Source organism: Streptomyces sp. NBC_00376 (genome assembly GCF_036077095.1).
In the GTDB taxonomy this organism is placed as follows: domain Bacteria; phylum Actinomycetota; class Actinomycetes; order Streptomycetales; family Streptomycetaceae; genus Streptomyces.
The window spans coordinates 1,893,196-1,908,710 of the sequence record NZ_CP107960.1 but is presented as its reverse complement, the minus strand read 5'-3'; the positions used below and the strand labels follow the sequence as shown (position 1 = coordinate 1,908,710).

At 70.6% G+C, this 15,515-nt stretch carries 18 protein-coding genes; 3 read left to right on the top strand and 15 right to left on the bottom strand.

Features of this window, described 5'->3' with window-relative positions; all coding sequences use genetic code 11:
• Positions 1-54: 54 nt before the first annotated feature.
• Both OG842_RS08575 and OG842_RS08570 read right to left on the bottom strand, forming a co-directional pair.
• Complete coding sequence (locus OG842_RS08575; RefSeq protein WP_266729007.1) at positions 55-924, bottom strand: aldo/keto reductase; 870 nt, start codon at positions 922-924, stop codon at positions 55-57.
• Between the two features lie 77 nt (positions 925-1,001).
• Positions 1,002-1,418 (bottom strand): fibronectin type III domain-containing protein, encoded by a 417-nt coding sequence (locus OG842_RS08570; protein ID WP_328512178.1) that lies wholly within the window; start codon positions 1,416-1,418, stop codon positions 1,002-1,004.
• Between the two features lie 275 nt (positions 1,419-1,693).
• On the opposite strand from OG842_RS08570, the gene OG842_RS08565 reads away from it, so the two are divergent.
• The 3 genes from OG842_RS08565 (at position 1,694) to OG842_RS08555 (ending at position 3,691) form a co-directional block, all read left to right on the top strand.
• Positions 1,694-1,918, top strand: a complete 225-nt coding sequence (locus OG842_RS08565; protein WP_328512177.1) for a hypothetical protein — start codon at positions 1,694-1,696, stop codon at positions 1,916-1,918.
• Between the two features lie 388 nt (positions 1,919-2,306).
• A complete protein-coding gene (locus OG842_RS08560; RefSeq protein ID WP_266729001.1) occupies positions 2,307-2,891 on the top strand; it encodes a TIGR03086 family metal-binding protein in 585 nt (194 codons plus the stop codon).
• A 191-nt stretch (positions 2,892-3,082) separates the two neighbouring features.
• Complete coding sequence (locus OG842_RS08555; protein ID WP_266728999.1) at positions 3,083-3,691, top strand: mycothiol-dependent nitroreductase Rv2466c family protein; 609 nt, start codon at positions 3,083-3,085, stop codon at positions 3,689-3,691.
• A 13-nt stretch (positions 3,692-3,704) separates the two neighbouring features.
• Here OG842_RS08555 and OG842_RS08550 read toward each other — a convergent pair whose 3' ends face one another.
• From OG842_RS08550 to OG842_RS08490, 13 genes are all read right to left on the bottom strand, one after another.
• Positions 3,705-4,469, bottom strand: coding sequence for a sirohydrochlorin chelatase (locus OG842_RS08550; RefSeq protein WP_266728997.1), 765 nt, complete (start codon positions 4,467-4,469; stop codon positions 3,705-3,707).
• A gap of 9 nt (positions 4,470-4,478) precedes the next feature.
• On the bottom strand, positions 4,479-5,369 hold the full coding sequence (locus OG842_RS08545) for an ABC transporter permease (protein WP_266728995.1): 891 nt from the start codon (positions 5,367-5,369) through the stop codon (positions 4,479-4,481).
• Complete coding sequence (locus OG842_RS08540; RefSeq protein WP_266728993.1) at positions 5,356-6,147, bottom strand: ABC transporter ATP-binding protein; 792 nt, start codon at positions 6,145-6,147, stop codon at positions 5,356-5,358. The genes OG842_RS08545 and OG842_RS08540 overlap by 14 nt, the downstream gene beginning before the upstream one ends.
• A 42-nt stretch (positions 6,148-6,189) precedes the next feature.
• Positions 6,190-7,305 (bottom strand): aliphatic sulfonate ABC transporter substrate-binding protein, encoded by a 1,116-nt coding sequence (locus tag OG842_RS08535; RefSeq protein ID WP_266728991.1) that lies wholly within the window; start codon positions 7,303-7,305, stop codon positions 6,190-6,192.
• Between the two features lie 234 nt (positions 7,306-7,539).
• A complete protein-coding gene (locus OG842_RS08530) occupies positions 7,540-8,883 on the bottom strand; it encodes a sulfate adenylyltransferase subunit 1 (protein ID WP_328512176.1) in 1,344 nt (447 codons plus the stop codon).
• Positions 8,884-9,819, bottom strand: coding sequence for a sulfate adenylyltransferase subunit CysD (cysD, locus tag OG842_RS08525; RefSeq protein WP_266728987.1), 936 nt, complete (start codon positions 9,817-9,819; stop codon positions 8,884-8,886). It abuts the gene before it with no gap.
• The gene (cysC, locus tag OG842_RS08520; RefSeq protein WP_443063972.1) at positions 9,816-10,361 is read right to left on the bottom strand and encodes an adenylyl-sulfate kinase; all 546 of its coding nucleotides are present in this window, start codon (positions 10,359-10,361) and stop codon (positions 9,816-9,818) included. Before cysC ends, cysD begins: the two co-directional genes overlap by 4 nt.
• Positions 10,362-10,384: 23 nt before the next feature.
• Positions 10,385-11,089 carry a phosphoadenylyl-sulfate reductase gene (locus OG842_RS08515; protein WP_266728983.1) on the bottom strand — a complete coding sequence of 235 codons (705 nt, stop codon included), beginning with the start codon at positions 11,087-11,089 and terminating at the stop codon, positions 10,385-10,387.
• Complete coding sequence (locus tag OG842_RS08510) at positions 11,086-11,265, bottom strand: hypothetical protein (protein ID WP_266728981.1); 180 nt, start codon at positions 11,263-11,265, stop codon at positions 11,086-11,088. Before OG842_RS08510 ends, OG842_RS08515 begins: the two co-directional genes overlap by 4 nt.
• Complete coding sequence (locus OG842_RS08505) at positions 11,262-12,959, bottom strand: nitrite/sulfite reductase (RefSeq protein WP_266728979.1); 1,698 nt, start codon at positions 12,957-12,959, stop codon at positions 11,262-11,264. The genes OG842_RS08510 and OG842_RS08505 overlap by 4 nt, the downstream gene beginning before the upstream one ends.
• Positions 12,960-13,074: 115 nt before the next feature.
• Complete coding sequence (locus tag OG842_RS08500; protein WP_317864749.1) at positions 13,075-13,158, bottom strand: putative leader peptide; 84 nt, start codon at positions 13,156-13,158, stop codon at positions 13,075-13,077.
• Positions 13,159-13,382: 224 nt separating this feature from the next.
• The gene (locus OG842_RS08495; RefSeq protein WP_266728977.1) at positions 13,383-13,979 is read right to left on the bottom strand and encodes a GNAT family N-acetyltransferase; all 597 of its coding nucleotides are present in this window, start codon (positions 13,977-13,979) and stop codon (positions 13,383-13,385) included.
• Between the two features lie 104 nt (positions 13,980-14,083).
• On the bottom strand, positions 14,084-15,382 hold the full coding sequence (locus OG842_RS08490; RefSeq protein WP_401876039.1) for a GAF domain-containing protein: 1,299 nt from the start codon (positions 15,380-15,382) through the stop codon (positions 14,084-14,086).
• Positions 15,383-15,515 lie beyond the last annotated feature (133 nt).

Below are 15,515 nucleotides of genomic sequence, written 5' to 3'. Positions count from 1 at the left end.
CGGTGGTGGTACGGGGCGCGGTGGAACGAGGTGCGGTCACGTTCGGGTACTCCTTCATGCGGGTGCGAGCGCCTCCAGGCTGCTCAGGTCCTCGGCGGACAGCCGGATCTCCCGGGCCCCCAGGTTCTCCGCCAGATGGACGGTGGAACCGGTGCCCGGAGTCGGGCACAGCACGGGGGACCGGTGCAGCAGCCAGGCGAGGGCGATCTGCCCGCGGGTGGCACCGTGCCGATCGGCGATCGCGGCGAGCGCTGCGGCCGAGTCGCCGGTCAGAGCGCCGTTGGCCAGCGGGAACCAGGGCAGAAAGGCCAGGCCGTGGGCCTCGCACACCCTCAGTACCGCGTCCGACGAACGGTCGAGGAGATTGAACCGGTTCTGCACCGAGGCGATCCCGGTCAGGGAGAGGGCCTGCTCCAGCTGGTCGGCGGTAAGGGTGTCCAGACCGATGTACCGGATCTTACCTTCCTGCCTCAGCGCATCCAGGGTGCCCAGCTGGTCGGCCATCGGTATTTCCGGGTCGAGCCGGTGCAGCTGGTAGAGGTCGATCCGGTCGGTGCGCAGCCGTCGCAGACTGGCCTCGCACATCGCCCGCAACTCCTCCGGACGCCCCGCGACGTGCCAGGCGTCGTCGCTCGTGCGCACCACACCGCCCTTGGTCGCGATCACCAGCTCGTCGCGGTACGGATGGAGCGCCTCGGCGACGAGCTCCTCGGCCAGCCCCGGCCCGTAGTTGTCGGCGGTGTCGACGAGCGTGACCCCCTGCTCGACGGCCGCCCGCAACACGGCCACGGCATCCTCCCGCTCGCCGCGCGGCCCCCAGTACCCGGGGCCGGTCAGCTGAGCGGTGCCGTAGCCGAGCCGGCGTACGGGCACCTCGCCGCCGAGCAGGAACGTATCGTCGAGTGGCTGTGGCATGGAAGGCATTCCGCAATCCTAGAACCGTGCCACGGTGATCAGCCGGTCAAGTCACGTCCGGCCGTCCGGCCGTATGCCGGCCCGCCTCAGGTGGTGACGGTGAGGATCGCCGATCCGGTCTGCTGGTGCGCCGCGTTCTCGGCGTAGACCCGGAAGTAGAACGTCCGGCCCGCGACCAGGCGGAACGTGAACGAGCTGCCGGTCAGCAGCGGCCCCGAGGCCCGTACGAAGCACGGCCCGTCGGCGGTCGAGGGTCCGCTGCAACCTCCCTCGCGATAGCCGGTCGTCACGGTGTCGCCCGGATCCTTCGGATCCCAGCTGACGGTCACCAGCTCGGTGGCCGGGTCATAGCTGTACGCCAGACCGGTCGGCGCCGGCGCCGCCGCGGCCTGCGTGATCCCGGCCGGCGCGGCGACCGCCGGGACGGCGAAAGATCCTCCCGCTGCCACCAACGCGATGGCTACCGCCGCTGCCCGGCAGACGATCCGTACGTGGTCTCGCATGTTCCCTCCGGGACGCTTGATCGATTCGACCGGCGGAACGGTACGAGCGCGAACCCAATGCCCGGATGGCGGCCGGCAGTCGGCGGGATGGCGAACAGCTGAAGCCTTGCCGCGGTACGAGCTCTCCCCGCGCGGCCCGTCAAGGTCGCGTGCGCCGAGCATCCCTAACGAGGGAAGTGTGCGCGCATAACTGCCCTTTGCCAGTGCGTACGCACACGCCATCCCTACGGTCAGCCGTACTGGACTCACTGGTTGCGACAGGGGGCGTACCCGCGATGGCGATGACGACGATCAAGGTGTACGAGGCCGACCCGTGCGGGCGGGTGCGAATCATCCGGTACCGAACACCGCAGTGCCGCCGGGCCGCGAACCCCGACCGGGCCGACGCGTACCGCCCGCGCTCCGGCGGGCAGGCGATATCCGCGGTCGACAGCGTGACGGAACGCCTGCACCGCGCCTGTCTCGGCCACACCCACCCGCGAGAGAGGACGGCAGCATGAAGTGTGCCAAATGCGGCAACCAGATGAGTCAGAACGTCGGCGGCTGGTGGACGTGTTGGGGCTGCGGAAACACCCAGCCACCCGGATACGTGGCGGTCGTCGAGGCTTGCCGGGTCGGAGCCGACGAGAACGCGTTCTTCGAGCGTGTGCGACAGCGCACCGAGTACTTGCGGTCGCCGGAACCGGCGTGGCAACGAACTCGCCGAGCGCACCACCCGCTCGGGGCCGCTGATCACGCCGGCTCGTGTGCGGGCGGGTGCTGCCCCGTCCGCATTCGAGCCCGTCGGAGTCCGGGGCCGGGCGGGCACCGGAACACCCCTCGGACCGGTGCCGGACGTGTCGCCTTTCTTCAATCCTGGTGTGGGGGCGCGATCATAGCCTGGGCGGCATGAAGAACGAGCACGCGCACATGACCGAAGTCGCCGCCGAGGCGGCCCGTATCGCCCGCTCCATCAGCGCCGAGCAGCTCGACGCGCCCAACACGCCCTGCGGTGACTGGGATGTGCGCGGGCTCGTCAACCACTGGGTGCTGTACACCTCCCACGGCCTGGAGCACCGGGCCCTGCGCAAGGACCTCCCGGAGGAGCTCACCGGCCGGGACTTCACCGCCGACGCCGACTGGGCGCAGCAGTACGCCGGGCAACTGGACCGCGCCGTCGCCGCCTGGGCGGACCCGGTCGTCTGGGAGGGGGAGATCGACCTCGGGGGGTCGGCCTCCGCGGCCTCCGAGATCGCGGCGATGCTCATCGCGGAGACGGCCCTGCACGGGTGGGACGTGGCCCGTGCCGTCGGGGAGGAGTTCCGGCTCTCCGAGGAGGCGGCTGCCCATGTGCTCGGCATCGTCGACGGCATGGCCGCGCTCTACCGGCAGTACGACGGCTTCGCCGACGAGGTGACGGTGCCCGCGTCGGCGTCGGTCTTCGAGCAGGCACTGGCCCACAGCGGACGCGACCCGCAGTGGACCGGAGCCTGAGCCGAACGAGTGTCCGCAGGGCCTGTCGTCAAACTGTATTGACGGCCAGGCCCTCTGCCCGGCTTGCGGGATCAGCGTGCCGATGGTTGGCATCCGGGGATGGCAGCGACTCGGGGCGTCTGTGAAGTGGCCCAGTCGGACGGATGGTGAATGGCCCGGGAGTGGTGCCAATGCCTGGTTAGGGTCGGGGTATGAGCAAAACAACCGTCGACTTCTACTTCGACCCGGCCTGCCCGTTCGCCTGGATCACCTCCCGCTGGATGCTGGAGGTGGAGCAGCAGCGCGACATCGATCTCCGCTTCCGCGTCATGAGTCTCCACCTGCACAACATCGGCAACGAACTCCCCGACTGGTACCGGGACCTGGTCGACAGGTCGATCGGTCCGGTGCGGGTCGCGGTCGCGGCGGCCGAGGCCCACGGCGACGGGGTGCTCCGCGATCTCTACACCGCGATGGGCGACCGCATCCACCGGCAGAAGAACGAGGACTTCGACGAGGTGATCACCGAGTCCCTCGCGGAGCTCGGGCTGCCCGCCGAGCTCGCCGCCGCCGCGCACTCGGAGGCGTACGACGAGGCGCTTCGGCGCAGCCACGACGCGGGCAAGGACCCGGAGGCGGACGGCTACGTCGGTACTCCCACGATCCATGTCGACGGGGCGGTGTGGTTCGGGCCCGTGCTGCGGGCGGCACCGCGAGGTGAGGAGGCCGGACGCGTCTTCGACAGCTTCCGGGTGCTCGCCGGGAACCCGGATCTCTTCGAGCTCAAGCGGACCCGTACGGGCAGCCTGGACGTGGGGTGACGGGTCCGCCGCGCTACGCGGTGAGTACGGCGGGGCGGACCGCCGGACGACGGGCCTCGTCGTAACGGGCCAGCAGGAGCCGTGCCAACTCCGGTGCGGGGCCCAGTACATCGGCCAGCACGTCCGCTCCGGCCGCCCCTGCGGCGATCCGGTCCGGGAGTCGGCCGGGGGCGATGACGTATGGCGCAACCGCCACCCGGCGCACGCCTTCGTCCCGCAGGGCCCGTACCGCGTCCTCGGTACGGGGGAAGCCCGCGGGAGATGTGGCGGAGGCGAACGCAGGCCGCACGGAACACCAACCGGTGTGCCGCAGCTCCCGCGCGATTTCAGCGATCACTGCGATCGCCTCCGGGTCCGTGGAGCCCGCCGAGGCCAGGACGAGCCCGGTCGAGCTTCGGTCACCGGGACGGATCCCGGCTTCGTGCAGCCGCCGTTCCAGCGCCGAGTTCAGCAGCGGTGACGGGCCGAGCACCTCGGCCTGCCGCACCCGCAGCCGGGGCAGCCTGGTCCGGGCCTCGTGCAGCACCGTGGGAATGTCGGACTTGGCGTGGAAGGCCCGGGTGAGGAGGAGGGGGAGGGCGATGACGTCCTGCTCCCCCTGCGCGACCAGCCGTTCCAGGATCCTCGGCACCGACGGGGCGTTGAAGTCCAGGAAGCCCGTCTCCACGCGCAGCCCCGGGCGCAGCGACCGTACCCGCGCGGTGAGCGCGTGGACGGTCGCTGCGTGCCGTGGGTCGCGGCTGCCGTGGGCGATGACGAGGAGCACCGGAGCGGTCATGGTCGTGACTCAGTTCTTGACGAGGAGGCCGCGGCTGCGCAGCACCCACCGCTCCAGCGGACTGAAGATCAGCAGGTCGATCGCGATGCCGACGGTGAGGATCAGGATGATGGCGAGGAACACCATCGACATGCTGCTGGTCTCCCGGCCCTGTTCCAGCAACTGGCCCAGGCCCACCCCCAGATCGGGCGAGGAGGCGATGATCTCGGCGGCCATCAGCGAACGCCAGGAGAACGCCCAGCCCTGCTTCAGGCCCGCCAGATAGCCGGGCAGCGAGGCCGGCAGCACGATGTGCCAGGTGCCGCGCAGCCCGGTGGCGCCCAGCGTCCGCCCGGCCCGCAGATGCAGCGGCGGGATCTGGTCGACGCCCGAGACCAGGCCGTTGGCGATCGACGGGACCGCCCCAAGCAGGATCACCGCGAACATCATCTTGTCGTTGAGCCCCAGCCAGATCACCGCGGGCGGAACCCAAGCCACCGAGGGCAGTGACTGGAGCCCGGAGAGCACCGGGCCGATCGCCGCGCGCACCGGCTTGACGCGCGACACCAGCAGCCCGAGCGGAGTGCCGATGACCAGCGCCAGCAGGAAGCCGAGCAGACCGCGCGAGACGCTGGTCCAGATGTAGCCGAGCAGGGTGCCCTGAGCCCAGGCGTCGGTCACCTCGCTCCAGACCAGGGACGGCGACGGCAGCCTGTAGTCGTCGGTGACCTTCGCCCAGATCAGGATCTGCCAGACGGCGAGCACCAGGACCACGGCCACGACCGGCGGCAGCACCTTGCGCACCAGCACCTCGCGGACCGGGGTCCGGCTCACCCGCACCGCGTCGAGTGCGTCCAGCCCCGCCTCCAAGCCCGCCAGGTCCTGGGCGGTGTCCTTGGCGGCGGTCTCAGTGCTGGCCATGTCGGCGGATCTCCCCACGCAGTTGTTCGGTGATCTCTACGGACAGCTCGGCCACCGCGGTGTCCTCGATGCGGCGCGGCTGGTCGATGTCGACCGTCCACTCCCGTGCGATCCGGCCCGGCCGCGACGAGAGCAGGACGACCCGCTCGGCGAGCCGGACCGCCTCGCGCACGTTGTGCGTGACGAAGAGGACCGAGACGTTCGTCTCGCGCCAGATCCGGGTCAGCTCGTCGTGCAGCACGTCTCGGGTGATGGCGTCGAGCGCGGCGAACGGCTCGTCCATCAGCAGCAGTTGACTGTCCTGGGCGAGCGCGCGGGCCATCGCCACCCGCTGCCGCATACCGCCCGAAAGCTCATGCACCCGCTTCCCGTACGCCCCACCGAGCCGTACGAGTTCGAGCAGCCGCTCCGCCTCCGTGCGGCGGTCGGACTTGGGGACGCCGCGCAGCCGCAGCGCGAGTTCGATGTTCTTGCCCGCGGTCAGCCACGGGAAGAGGGCGTGCTCCTGGAACATCAGGGCCGGCCGCCCGCCGGGGGTCTCGATGGACCCCGCGGTCGGGCGGTCGAGTCCGGCCACCAGGTTGAGCAGGGTCGACTTCCCGCACCCGGAGGCGCCCAGGAGGGTGACGAACTCGCCGGGAGCGACATCGAGTGTGATGTCGTCCAGGACGAGCTGCTGCCCCTCCGGTCCGCCGAAGGACTTCGAGACGTGGTCGATGCGGGCGGCGTGCCCGACCGCCGTGCGGTCCTCGGCCTTGGTGAGCGTGGTGGTCGCCATGGTCGTCACCTCCTGGGAATCCTGTTCGGGTGCCGGACGCTCTTACTTGACGCCGAGTCCGGCGTCGGCGACCTCGGGCTTGCCCGCGGCCTTGAGGATCTCGTTCAGCGGCTTCAGGTCGTAGATGCCCGTCAGGTCCGGCTGCTCCAGCAGACCGGCCTTCACCGCGTGCTTGGCCTCGGCGTCGAGCGTGGCGGCCAGCGGGTCGTCGATGAACTGGACGGACTTCCACGCCGGGTCGAGGATCTCGGCCGGCAGCGCCTTGCCGCTCAGCTCCTTGAGCGCGGTGTTCGCGGAGGCCTTTGCCTTGTCCGGATTGGCGTTGATCCAGGCGTTGGTGGCGACGGTGCCGCGCAGCACCGCCTGGACGACGTCCGGGTGCTCGGTCAGGAACTTCTGCGACACGATGATGTTCGTGATCACGAACTTCTTGTCCGGCCACAGCGTCGACTCGTCCAGGATCTCCTTCGCACCCTGGGCGACCAGCTTGGAGGCGGTCGGCTCGGGCACCCAGGCACCGTCGATGGAACCCGAACGGTAGGCGTCCGGCGTCACCTTGTTGTCCGTACGGACCACCGAGACGTCGCCCTTGCCGCTGCTGGCGTCGACCTTCCAGCCCTTCTCGGAGATCCAGTTGAGGAAGGCCACGTCCTGGGTGTTGCCGAGCTGCGGGGTGGCGATCTTCTTGCCCTTGATGTCGTCCAGGGTCTTGATCTTCTTCGGGTTGACGACCAGCTTCACCCCGCCGGACGCCGAACCGCCGATGATCCGCAGGCTCTTGCCCTTGGACTTGGTGAAGCCGTTGATGGCGGGGGAGGGGCCGATGAAGCCGATGTCGATCGAGCCCGCGTTGAGCGCCTCGATCTCGGACGGACCGGCGTTGAACGTCGACGGCTTGACCGCGGTGGAGCCGAGCTCCTTGGCGATGATGCCTTCCTGGATGCCGACCAGGGCCGTGGCGTGGGTGAGGTTCGGAAAGTAGCCGATCTTCACGGTGTCCGTGGAAAGCTTCTTGCCGCCGGTCGGGGCGTCCGCCGCCTTGACGTCGCCCTTCTTCGCCTCGGAGCCGTAGCCGCAGGCGGTGAGCGCCAGGGCGAGCAGCGGCAGGGCGGCGACGGCGGCGAGGGCGCGGCGCGGCGTGGTACGGGGGGCAGACACGGGAGGCTTTCCTCTCGTTGGCCCGGTCCTCGCGTCCCGGTCGATCACGGGGACGCGGCCGGGAGGTCGGCAGGTCTTCGTCTGAACTGGCGGTGCGGTTGGAGCGAGTGGGCGCGCAGGCAGTGCGCGTACGTCATCGCGCACATCGCGCGACCCCGCCCTGGCCGCTGCCGAGGGCGCCGCTGCCGATGCGGCCGCCCACCTTCGCGAACGTGGAGAAGATGTCGATGGTCATCAGAAGTCCCACTCGGCGTCGTCGGCGGCCGCCGCACCGGGCTCGGCCGCGGCGGCGAACGAGGCGCCCGCCATGCCGGCCGTCAGCGTGGTGCCGTCCGCCGGGTCGATCAGCAGGAACGATCCGGTGCGCCGGGAGTCGGCGTACGCGTCGAGCGCGAGCGGCTCCGCGGTGCGGACGACGACCCGGCCGATGTCATTGGCGACGAGCTGCCCGGGCGCCGGGTGCTGGGACAGGTCGTCGAGCGTCAGGCGCGAGGGGATGTCCTTGACGATCGCCTTGACCGTGCGGGTGGTGTGCTTGAGCAGCACCCGCTGGCCGACGGAGAGCGGCTGGTCGGCGACGTGGCAGACGGTCGCCTCGACGTCCTGGGTGACGGCCGGCGCGTCGGCGGCCGGTGCGATCAGGTCGCCGCGCGAGATGTCGATGTCGTCGGCCAGCCGGATGGTCACCGACTGGGGGGCCCAGGCGATGTCCACGCTCTCGCCGAGCGCGTCGATCCCGGCGATCGTCGACGTACGGCCGGACGGCAGGACGGTGACGGCCTCGCCCACCCGGAACGCGCCGGCGGCGATCTGGCCCGCGTAGCCCCGGTAGTCGGGGTGTTCGGCGGTCTGCGGCCGGATCACGTACTGGACGGGGAAGCGGGCGTGGCAGGCGGTGAGGTCATGGCTGACCGGCACCGTCTCCAGGTGCTCCAGGACCGTCGGGCCGCCGTACCAGTCCATGTGCGCGGACGGCTCCACGACGTTGTCACCGGCCAGCGCGGAGATCGGGATCGCGGTGATCTCCGGGACGCCGAGCGAGGCCGCGTACGCGGTGAACTCCTCGGCGATGGCGGCGAACACCGGCTCCGCGTAGTCGACCAGGTCCATCTTGTTGACGGCCAGCACCACGTGCGGCACCCGCAGCAGGGCGGCGACGGCGGCGTGCCGGCGGGTCTGCTCGACGACGCCGTTGCGGGCGTCGACCAGGACGACGGCCAGCTCGGCCGTCGAGGCGCCGGTCACCATGTTCCGGGTGTACTGCACGTGCCCCGGGGTGTCGGCCAGGATGAACCGGCGTCGCGGCGTCGCGAAATAGCGGTAGGCGACATCGATGGTGATGCCCTGCTCGCGCTCGGCCCGCAGCCCGTCGGTCAGCAGCGCCAGGTCGGGCGCCTCCTGGCCCCGGCTGCGCGAGGCGTGCTCGACGGCCTCCAGCTGGTCGGTGAGGACCGACTTGGAGTCGTGCAGCAGACGTCCCACGAGGGTGGACTTGCCGTCGTCGACGGAGCCCGCGGTGGCGAACCGCAGCAGGGTGGTGGTCGACAACTGCTCTGCGTGCTGGGTGTGTGTGGTCATTTAGAAGTACCCCTCGCGCTTACGGTCTTCCATCGCGGCCTCGGACATCTTGTCGTCGGCACGCGTCGCGCCCCGCTCGGTGAGCCGGGAGGCGGCGATCTCGGTGATCACGGCGTCCAGCGTCGTCGCGTCCGAGTCGACGGCGCCGGTGCACGACATGTCGCCGACCGTGCGGTAGCGCACCTGCCGGGTCTCGACGCTCTCGTGGTCCTTGGGGCCGCCCCAGTCGCCGGCGGTGAGCCACATGCCGTTGCGGTTGAAGACCTCGCGCTCGTGGGCGAAGTAGATCTGCGGGAGTTCGATGGACTCGCGGGCGATGTACTGCCAGACGTCCAGCTCGGTCCAGTTGGAGATCGGGAAGACCCGGACGTGCTCACCGGGGGCGTGCCGGCCGTTGTACAGCTGCCACAGCTCGGGGCGCTGGCGGCGCGGGTCCCACTGGGAGAACTCGTCGCGCAGCGAGAAGACCCGCTCCTTGGCGCGCGCCTTCTCCTCGTCGCGGCGCCCGCCGCCGAACACGGCGTCGAAGCGGTGCTGCTGGATCGCCTCGGTCAGCGGCACGGTCTGCAACGGGTTGCGGGTGCCGTCCGGGCGCTCACGGAGCTTCCCGGCGTCGATGTACTCCTGCACGGAGGCGACATGGAGCCGCAGCCCGTGCCGGGCCACCGTGCGGTCGCGGTACTCCAGCACCTCGGGGAAGTTGTGCCCGGTGTCGACGTGCAGCAGGGTGAACGGCACCGGCGCGGGCGCGAACGCCTTGAGCGCCAGATGCAGCATCACGATGGAGTCCTTGCCGCCGGAGAACAGGATCACCGGCCGCTCGAACTCGCCCGCCACCTCGCGGAAGATGTGCACGGCCTCGGACTCCAGGGAGTCCAGGTGGCTGAGTGCGTACGGATTGTCGGTGCCCTCCGACATGGTCGCGACGGTCGTCATGCCGCACCCCTCTCGCTCAGCAGCGCGTACAGCTCCGCCGCGGACTCCTGCACGGTCTGCCGGTGCGACTCGATCCGCAGGTCCGGCGACTCGGGGGCCTCGTACGGGTCGTCGACCCCGGTGAGGCCGCTGATCTCGCCCGCCGCCTGCTTGGCGTACAGACCCTTCACATCGCGTTCCGAGCACACCTCGACCGGTGTCGCGACATGCACCTCCAGGTACGCGGTGCCCTCGGTCTGGTGCCGCTTGCGTACCGCGTCCCGGCTGTCCGCGTACGGGGCGATGACCGGGACCAGCACCTTCACGCCGTTGGCCGCCAGCAGCTCGGCGACGAAGCCGATCCGCTGGACGTTGGTGTGGCGGTCCTCGCGGGAGAAGCCGAGACCCGCGGAGAGGAACTCCCGGATCTCGTCCCCGTCGAGCACCTCCACGCGGTGGCCCTCGCCGCGCAGCCGCCCGGCGAGTACGTACGCGATGGTGGTCTTGCCCGCGCTCGGCAGACCGGTCAGCCAGATGGTGGCTCCCGTCTCCGTCACGCTCATCGAAATCTCCTGATCAGTCGTCATCAGTCGTGCAGCCCGCACTCGGTCTTGCCCCGGCCGGCCCAGCGCCCGGCGCGGGCGTCCTCGCCCTCCAGCACCCGGCGGGTGCAGGGGGCGCAGCCCACGGAGGCGTAGCCGTCCATCAGCAGTGGGTTGGTGAGTACGCCGTGCTCCGCGACGTACGCGTCGACGTCGTCCTGCGTCCAGCGGGCGATCGGTGAGACCTTCACCTTCTGCCGCTTCGCGTCCCAGCCGACGACCGGGGTGTTCGCCCGGGTCGGGGACTCGTCGCGGCGCAGCCCGGTCGCCCAGGCCGTGTACCCGGTCAGGCCCTCCTGGAGCGGCTTGACCTTGCGCAGCGCGCAGCACAGGTCGGGGTCCCGGTCGTGCAGCTTCGGCCCGTACTCGGCGTCCTGCTCGGCCACCGTCTGCCGGGGGGCAAGCGTGATGACGTTGACGTCCATCACCGCCTCGACCGCGTCACGGGTGCCGATCGTCTCCGGGAAGTGGTAGCCGGTGTCGAGGAAGACCACGTCCACGCCGGGGAAGACCCGCGAGGCGAGGTGTGCGACGACCGCGTCCTCCATGGAGGAGGTGACGCAGAACTTCCCGCCGAAGGTGTCGGCGGCCCACTTCAGGATCTCCGTCGCGGAGGCGTCCTCCAGCTCCCGGCCCGCCCGCGCGGCCAGGGCCTCAAGGTCCTCGTCGGTCTGCAGGGTGTCCGTCATATCCCGTCCCCTTCAACGTCGTTGCGCCGCAGTCCCCGGGTCAGCAGACCCAGGAACTTGAGCTGGAACGCGCGGTTGCAGGAGGCACATTCCCAGGCGCCGTGGCCGCTCTCGTGCGGGCGCAGGTCCTCGTCCCCGCAGTACGGGCAGTGGAACGGTGCGGCGCGCTCGCTCATGACAGCGACTCCGCACCGGCCCGCGCCGCCCAGGTCGCGAACCGCTCGCCTTCCTCGCGCTCCTCCTGGAAACGGCCCAGGACCCGCTCGACGTAGTCGGGCAGCTCGGCCGAAGTGACCTTCAGGCCACGGACCTTGCGGCCGAACCCGGCCTCCAGGCCGAGTGCGCCGCCCAGGTGCACCTGATAGCCCTCGACCTGGTTGCCGTCGTCGTCCAGGACCAGCTGGCCCTTGAGGCCGATGTCGGCGGTCTGGATGCGGGCGCACGCGTTGGGGCAGCCGTTGATGTTGATGGTGAGCGGCTCGTCGAAGTCCGGCAGGCGGCGCTCCAGTTCGTCGATGAGCGCGGCGCCGCGCGCCTTCGTCTCGACGATCGCCAGCTTGCAGAACTCGATGCCGGTGCAGGCCATCGTGCCGCGCCGGAACGGCGAGGGCCGCACCTGGAAGTCGAGCGCCTCCAGCCCGGCGACCAGGGAGTCCACCTGGTCCTGCGCCACATCGAGGATGATCATCTTCTGCTCGACGGTGGTCCGCAGCCGGTCCGAGCCGTGGGCGGCGGCCAGGTCGGCGATCTTGGCGAGCGTGGAGCCGTCCACCCGGCCGACCCGGGGGGCGAAACCGACGTAGAAGCGGCCGTCCTGCTGCTGGTGCACACCCACGTGGTCGCGCCAGCGGCTGCTGGGCTGCTCGGGCGCGGGACCGTCGGTCAGCGGACGCTTCAGGTACTCGTCCTCCAGCACCTGGCGGAACTTCGCCGGGCCCCAGTCGGCCATCAGGAACTTCAGCCGGGCGCGGTTGCGCAGCCGCCGGTACCCGTAGTCGCGGAAGATGCCCACGACTCCGGCCCACACGTCCGGGACCTCGTCGAGCGGCACCCACGCGCCCAGCCGTTCGGCGAGCCGCGGGTTGGTGGAGAGTCCGCCACCGACCCAGACGTCGAAGCCCGGACCGTGCTCGGGGTGGACCACGCCGACGAACGCGATGTCGTTGATCTCGTGGACCACGTCCTGCACCGGCGAACCGGAGATCGCGGTCTTGAACTTGCGCGGCAGGTTGGAGAATTCCTTGTTGCCGATGTACCGGTCGTGGATCTCGTCGACGGCGGGCGTGCCGTCGATGATCTCGTCGGCGGCGATGCCGGCCACGGGGGAGCCGATGATCACGCGGGGGCAGTCGCCGCACGCCTCGGTGGTGGAGAGCCCGACGGCCTCCAGCTTTTCCCAGATCGCCGGGACGTCCTCGATGCGGATCCAGTGGAGCTGGATGTTCTGCCGGTCGGTGATGTCCGCGGTGCCGCGCGCGTACTCCTGCGAGATCTCGCCGATCACCCGCAGTTGTGCGGTGGTCAGCCGGCCGCCGTCGATCCGGACCCGCAGCATGAAGTACCGGTCGTCCAGCTCCTCCGGCTCCAGGATCGCGGTCTTGCCGCCGTCGATCCCGGGCTTGCGCTGGGTGTACAGACCCCACCAGCGCATCCGGCCGCGGAGATCGTTGGGGTCGATCGAGTCGAAACCGCGCTTGGAGTAGATCGTCTCAATGCGTGTCCGCACATTGAGACCGTCGTCGTCCTTCTTGAACTGCTCATTGCCGTTGAGCGGGGTGTGGTGCCCCACGGCCCACTGGCCTTCGCCACGGTGGCGTCCGGCCTTGCGGCGGGGCGTGACGGGCGCAGGCTGTTCCGGGGTAGCGGCCATGACAGTACGTCCTTCGGGACTGCAGGAGGGCGGCTCTGAACTGCACACTCGCGCTGAGGCGCGGCGGTGCGCAGGGTTTGCAGAGAAAAGGGGGATCGCGGCGGTGCTGGGACTCTCAGCTCGCCGGACAGATGGCGCTGGACACGCGGCCGAGGTCGACGTGGCGTCGACTCACCAAGGCAATTCCAGTTCCAGGCATGGCGGAAGCGTGGCACGCGAATCTCGGGCCAGTCCACCACTATCCAGGATGTGGACGAGAGTGTCCCGCAATGCAAGACGCTGTGGCGCTCGTCATGGAAAGTGTCCTGGTCTGCCTGTCCGTAATGGCGGCAATCCCCCTGTCTGTCACCGGAGTGCGGGTGGAAGCGGAGTGCGGCCCTCCCGTCGTAACCCCGTCCCGACCCGCCGGGATCCCGCCCGGTACTACCGCCCGGAGCCCGGCCACGGTCCGGGCGTCTCCACCTCCGGCTCCAGCTCCACCTTCGTGTCGAAGAGCCGGAAGCCGCGCCGCAGGTAGTTGTCCATGGCGTACGGGCCGTCCTTGGAGCAGGTGTGCAGCCACACCCGCTTCGTCGGCGTCCGCTCCGGCCAGCGCTCCGCCAGGTCCCAGGCACGGGCGACCCCGTACGAGAGCAGATGGCCGCCTATCCGCCGCCCCCGGAAGGCCGGAATCAGCCCGAAGTACATGATCTCGACGGCGCCCTCGTCCTGCGGGTCCAGCTCCACGTACCCCGCCGGGGTGCCGTTCTGGTACGCCACCCAGGTCTCGGCGCCGGGGCGGTCCAGGGCCTCCTGCCACTGCGCGTACGTCATGCCGAGCCGGTCGGTCCACCGGATGTCGCCGCCCACCGCCGTGTAGAGGAACCGGCTGAACTCGGGAAGCGGAATCTCCGACCGCACGATCCGCACATCACCCTCCGGTGCCGCGGCGGGCCGCAGATCGTCGGGGGAGGTCTGTTCCAGGGACCAGATGGTCACTTCGGTGGTGGCGGCAGCAGTGCTGTATGCGGGGTTGCTCATGGCTGCCAGGGAACCACGCCCCGCGGTCTGCGCCAAAGCCGGTCCCGGTCCACGGACAGCGGGACCGCCCACGGAGCGAGCCCGGAACCGGAACGCGATCGCCCTCAGCCGGCCGAACGCGCCCCGACCACCACCGGAGCCGTCGAGTGCGGCAGCAGATCGGCCGGGTGGTCCGGGTGGATCACCTCCACCTCGACGTCCTCGCCGAAGCGGTACGGGCGGTGCGCGAGCACCTGCGCGAGATGGCGGCGCATCCGTGAGATCTCCGCCCGCACCGTCACCGTCCGGGTCGCGTCACCGAAGATGTCCTGGGCCAGCTCGGAGGCCGTACGCCCCTCGGGGTGCAGCGCCAGGGCGTACAGCAGCTCCGCGTGGCGCGGCGAGAGCCGCTGCGTCCAGGTGCCCACCGCGCCCACCACATTGACCGTGAGACCGCGTGGCCGGCTCAGATCCAGCACCACCCGCTGCGGCGCCCCGTCCGAGGGCCCGTCCGCGACCTGCAGCAGCCAGCCGCCGGGCAGCTGCTCGACGCGGCACATGCCGAGCGACGGCAGCCACACCCGGCCCGGCCGTAACGACTTGGGCAGCGGCAGCCGGTCGACCGGCGGCATCCCGGTCACCGCGGCGAGCCAGCCGTGGGTGTCCACCGCCAGGGCCCGCCCGCCCAGCCGGCACACCAGCGGTGCCGCCACCGACCGCAGCCGGTCGATCGCCTGCAGGTGCCGGTTCCTGATCTCGCTCTCCGCCAGCCTGGCCACCGAACTGACCAGGGCGAGCGTGGTCGGATGGAACGTGGAGGCGGGGCCGCTCATGTCGACGATGCCGATCACCTTGCCGTCGCGCGGGTCACGGACCGGTGAGGCCGCACACGTCCAGCTGTGCAGGGTGCGGACGAAGTGCTCCGAGGAGTGGACCTGGACCGGGACGCGGGAGACCAGCGCCGTGCCGATCGCGTTCGTCCCGGTGCTCTCCTCCGCCCAGGCCGCGCCCTCCGCCAGACAGACGTCGTCCGCCCGGCGCAGCACCGCCGCGTTGCCCCGGCGCCACAGCACCCGGCACTCCACATCGGTGACCACCATGATCTGCTGGGCGGCATCCGCCAGGGCGACCAGACCGTCGTTGAGCAGCGGCATCACCTCGCCCAGCGTCGAGCTCCGGCGCCGGTGCTCGATCTCGTCCACATCGAGCAGCAGGCTGTCGGTGGACTGGTCCGGGTCCATGCCGCTGCGCAGCACCCGGTCCCACGAGGCGCCGATCTCGGCCCGCGGGGCGACCACCGGGCGCTCACCGACGAGCACGGCCTCCCTGGCCCGGTGGATCTCGCGGACGTCCCCGACGGACTGCGGGACAGCGGGCCGGGGAACCCCCGAGGCGCTGGTCTCCACTCTCGTATCCCCCCACATGCCAGGGCCGGCTCGACGCTCCACGGCCCCATCCTGCCGCCGCGAGGGGCCCGGCACCGTGCACTCCACACAATGGTTGCAACCCTTTGCAACTCTGGCGAGAGGGTACGGGTCCGTACGAGAGTGGTGGAAC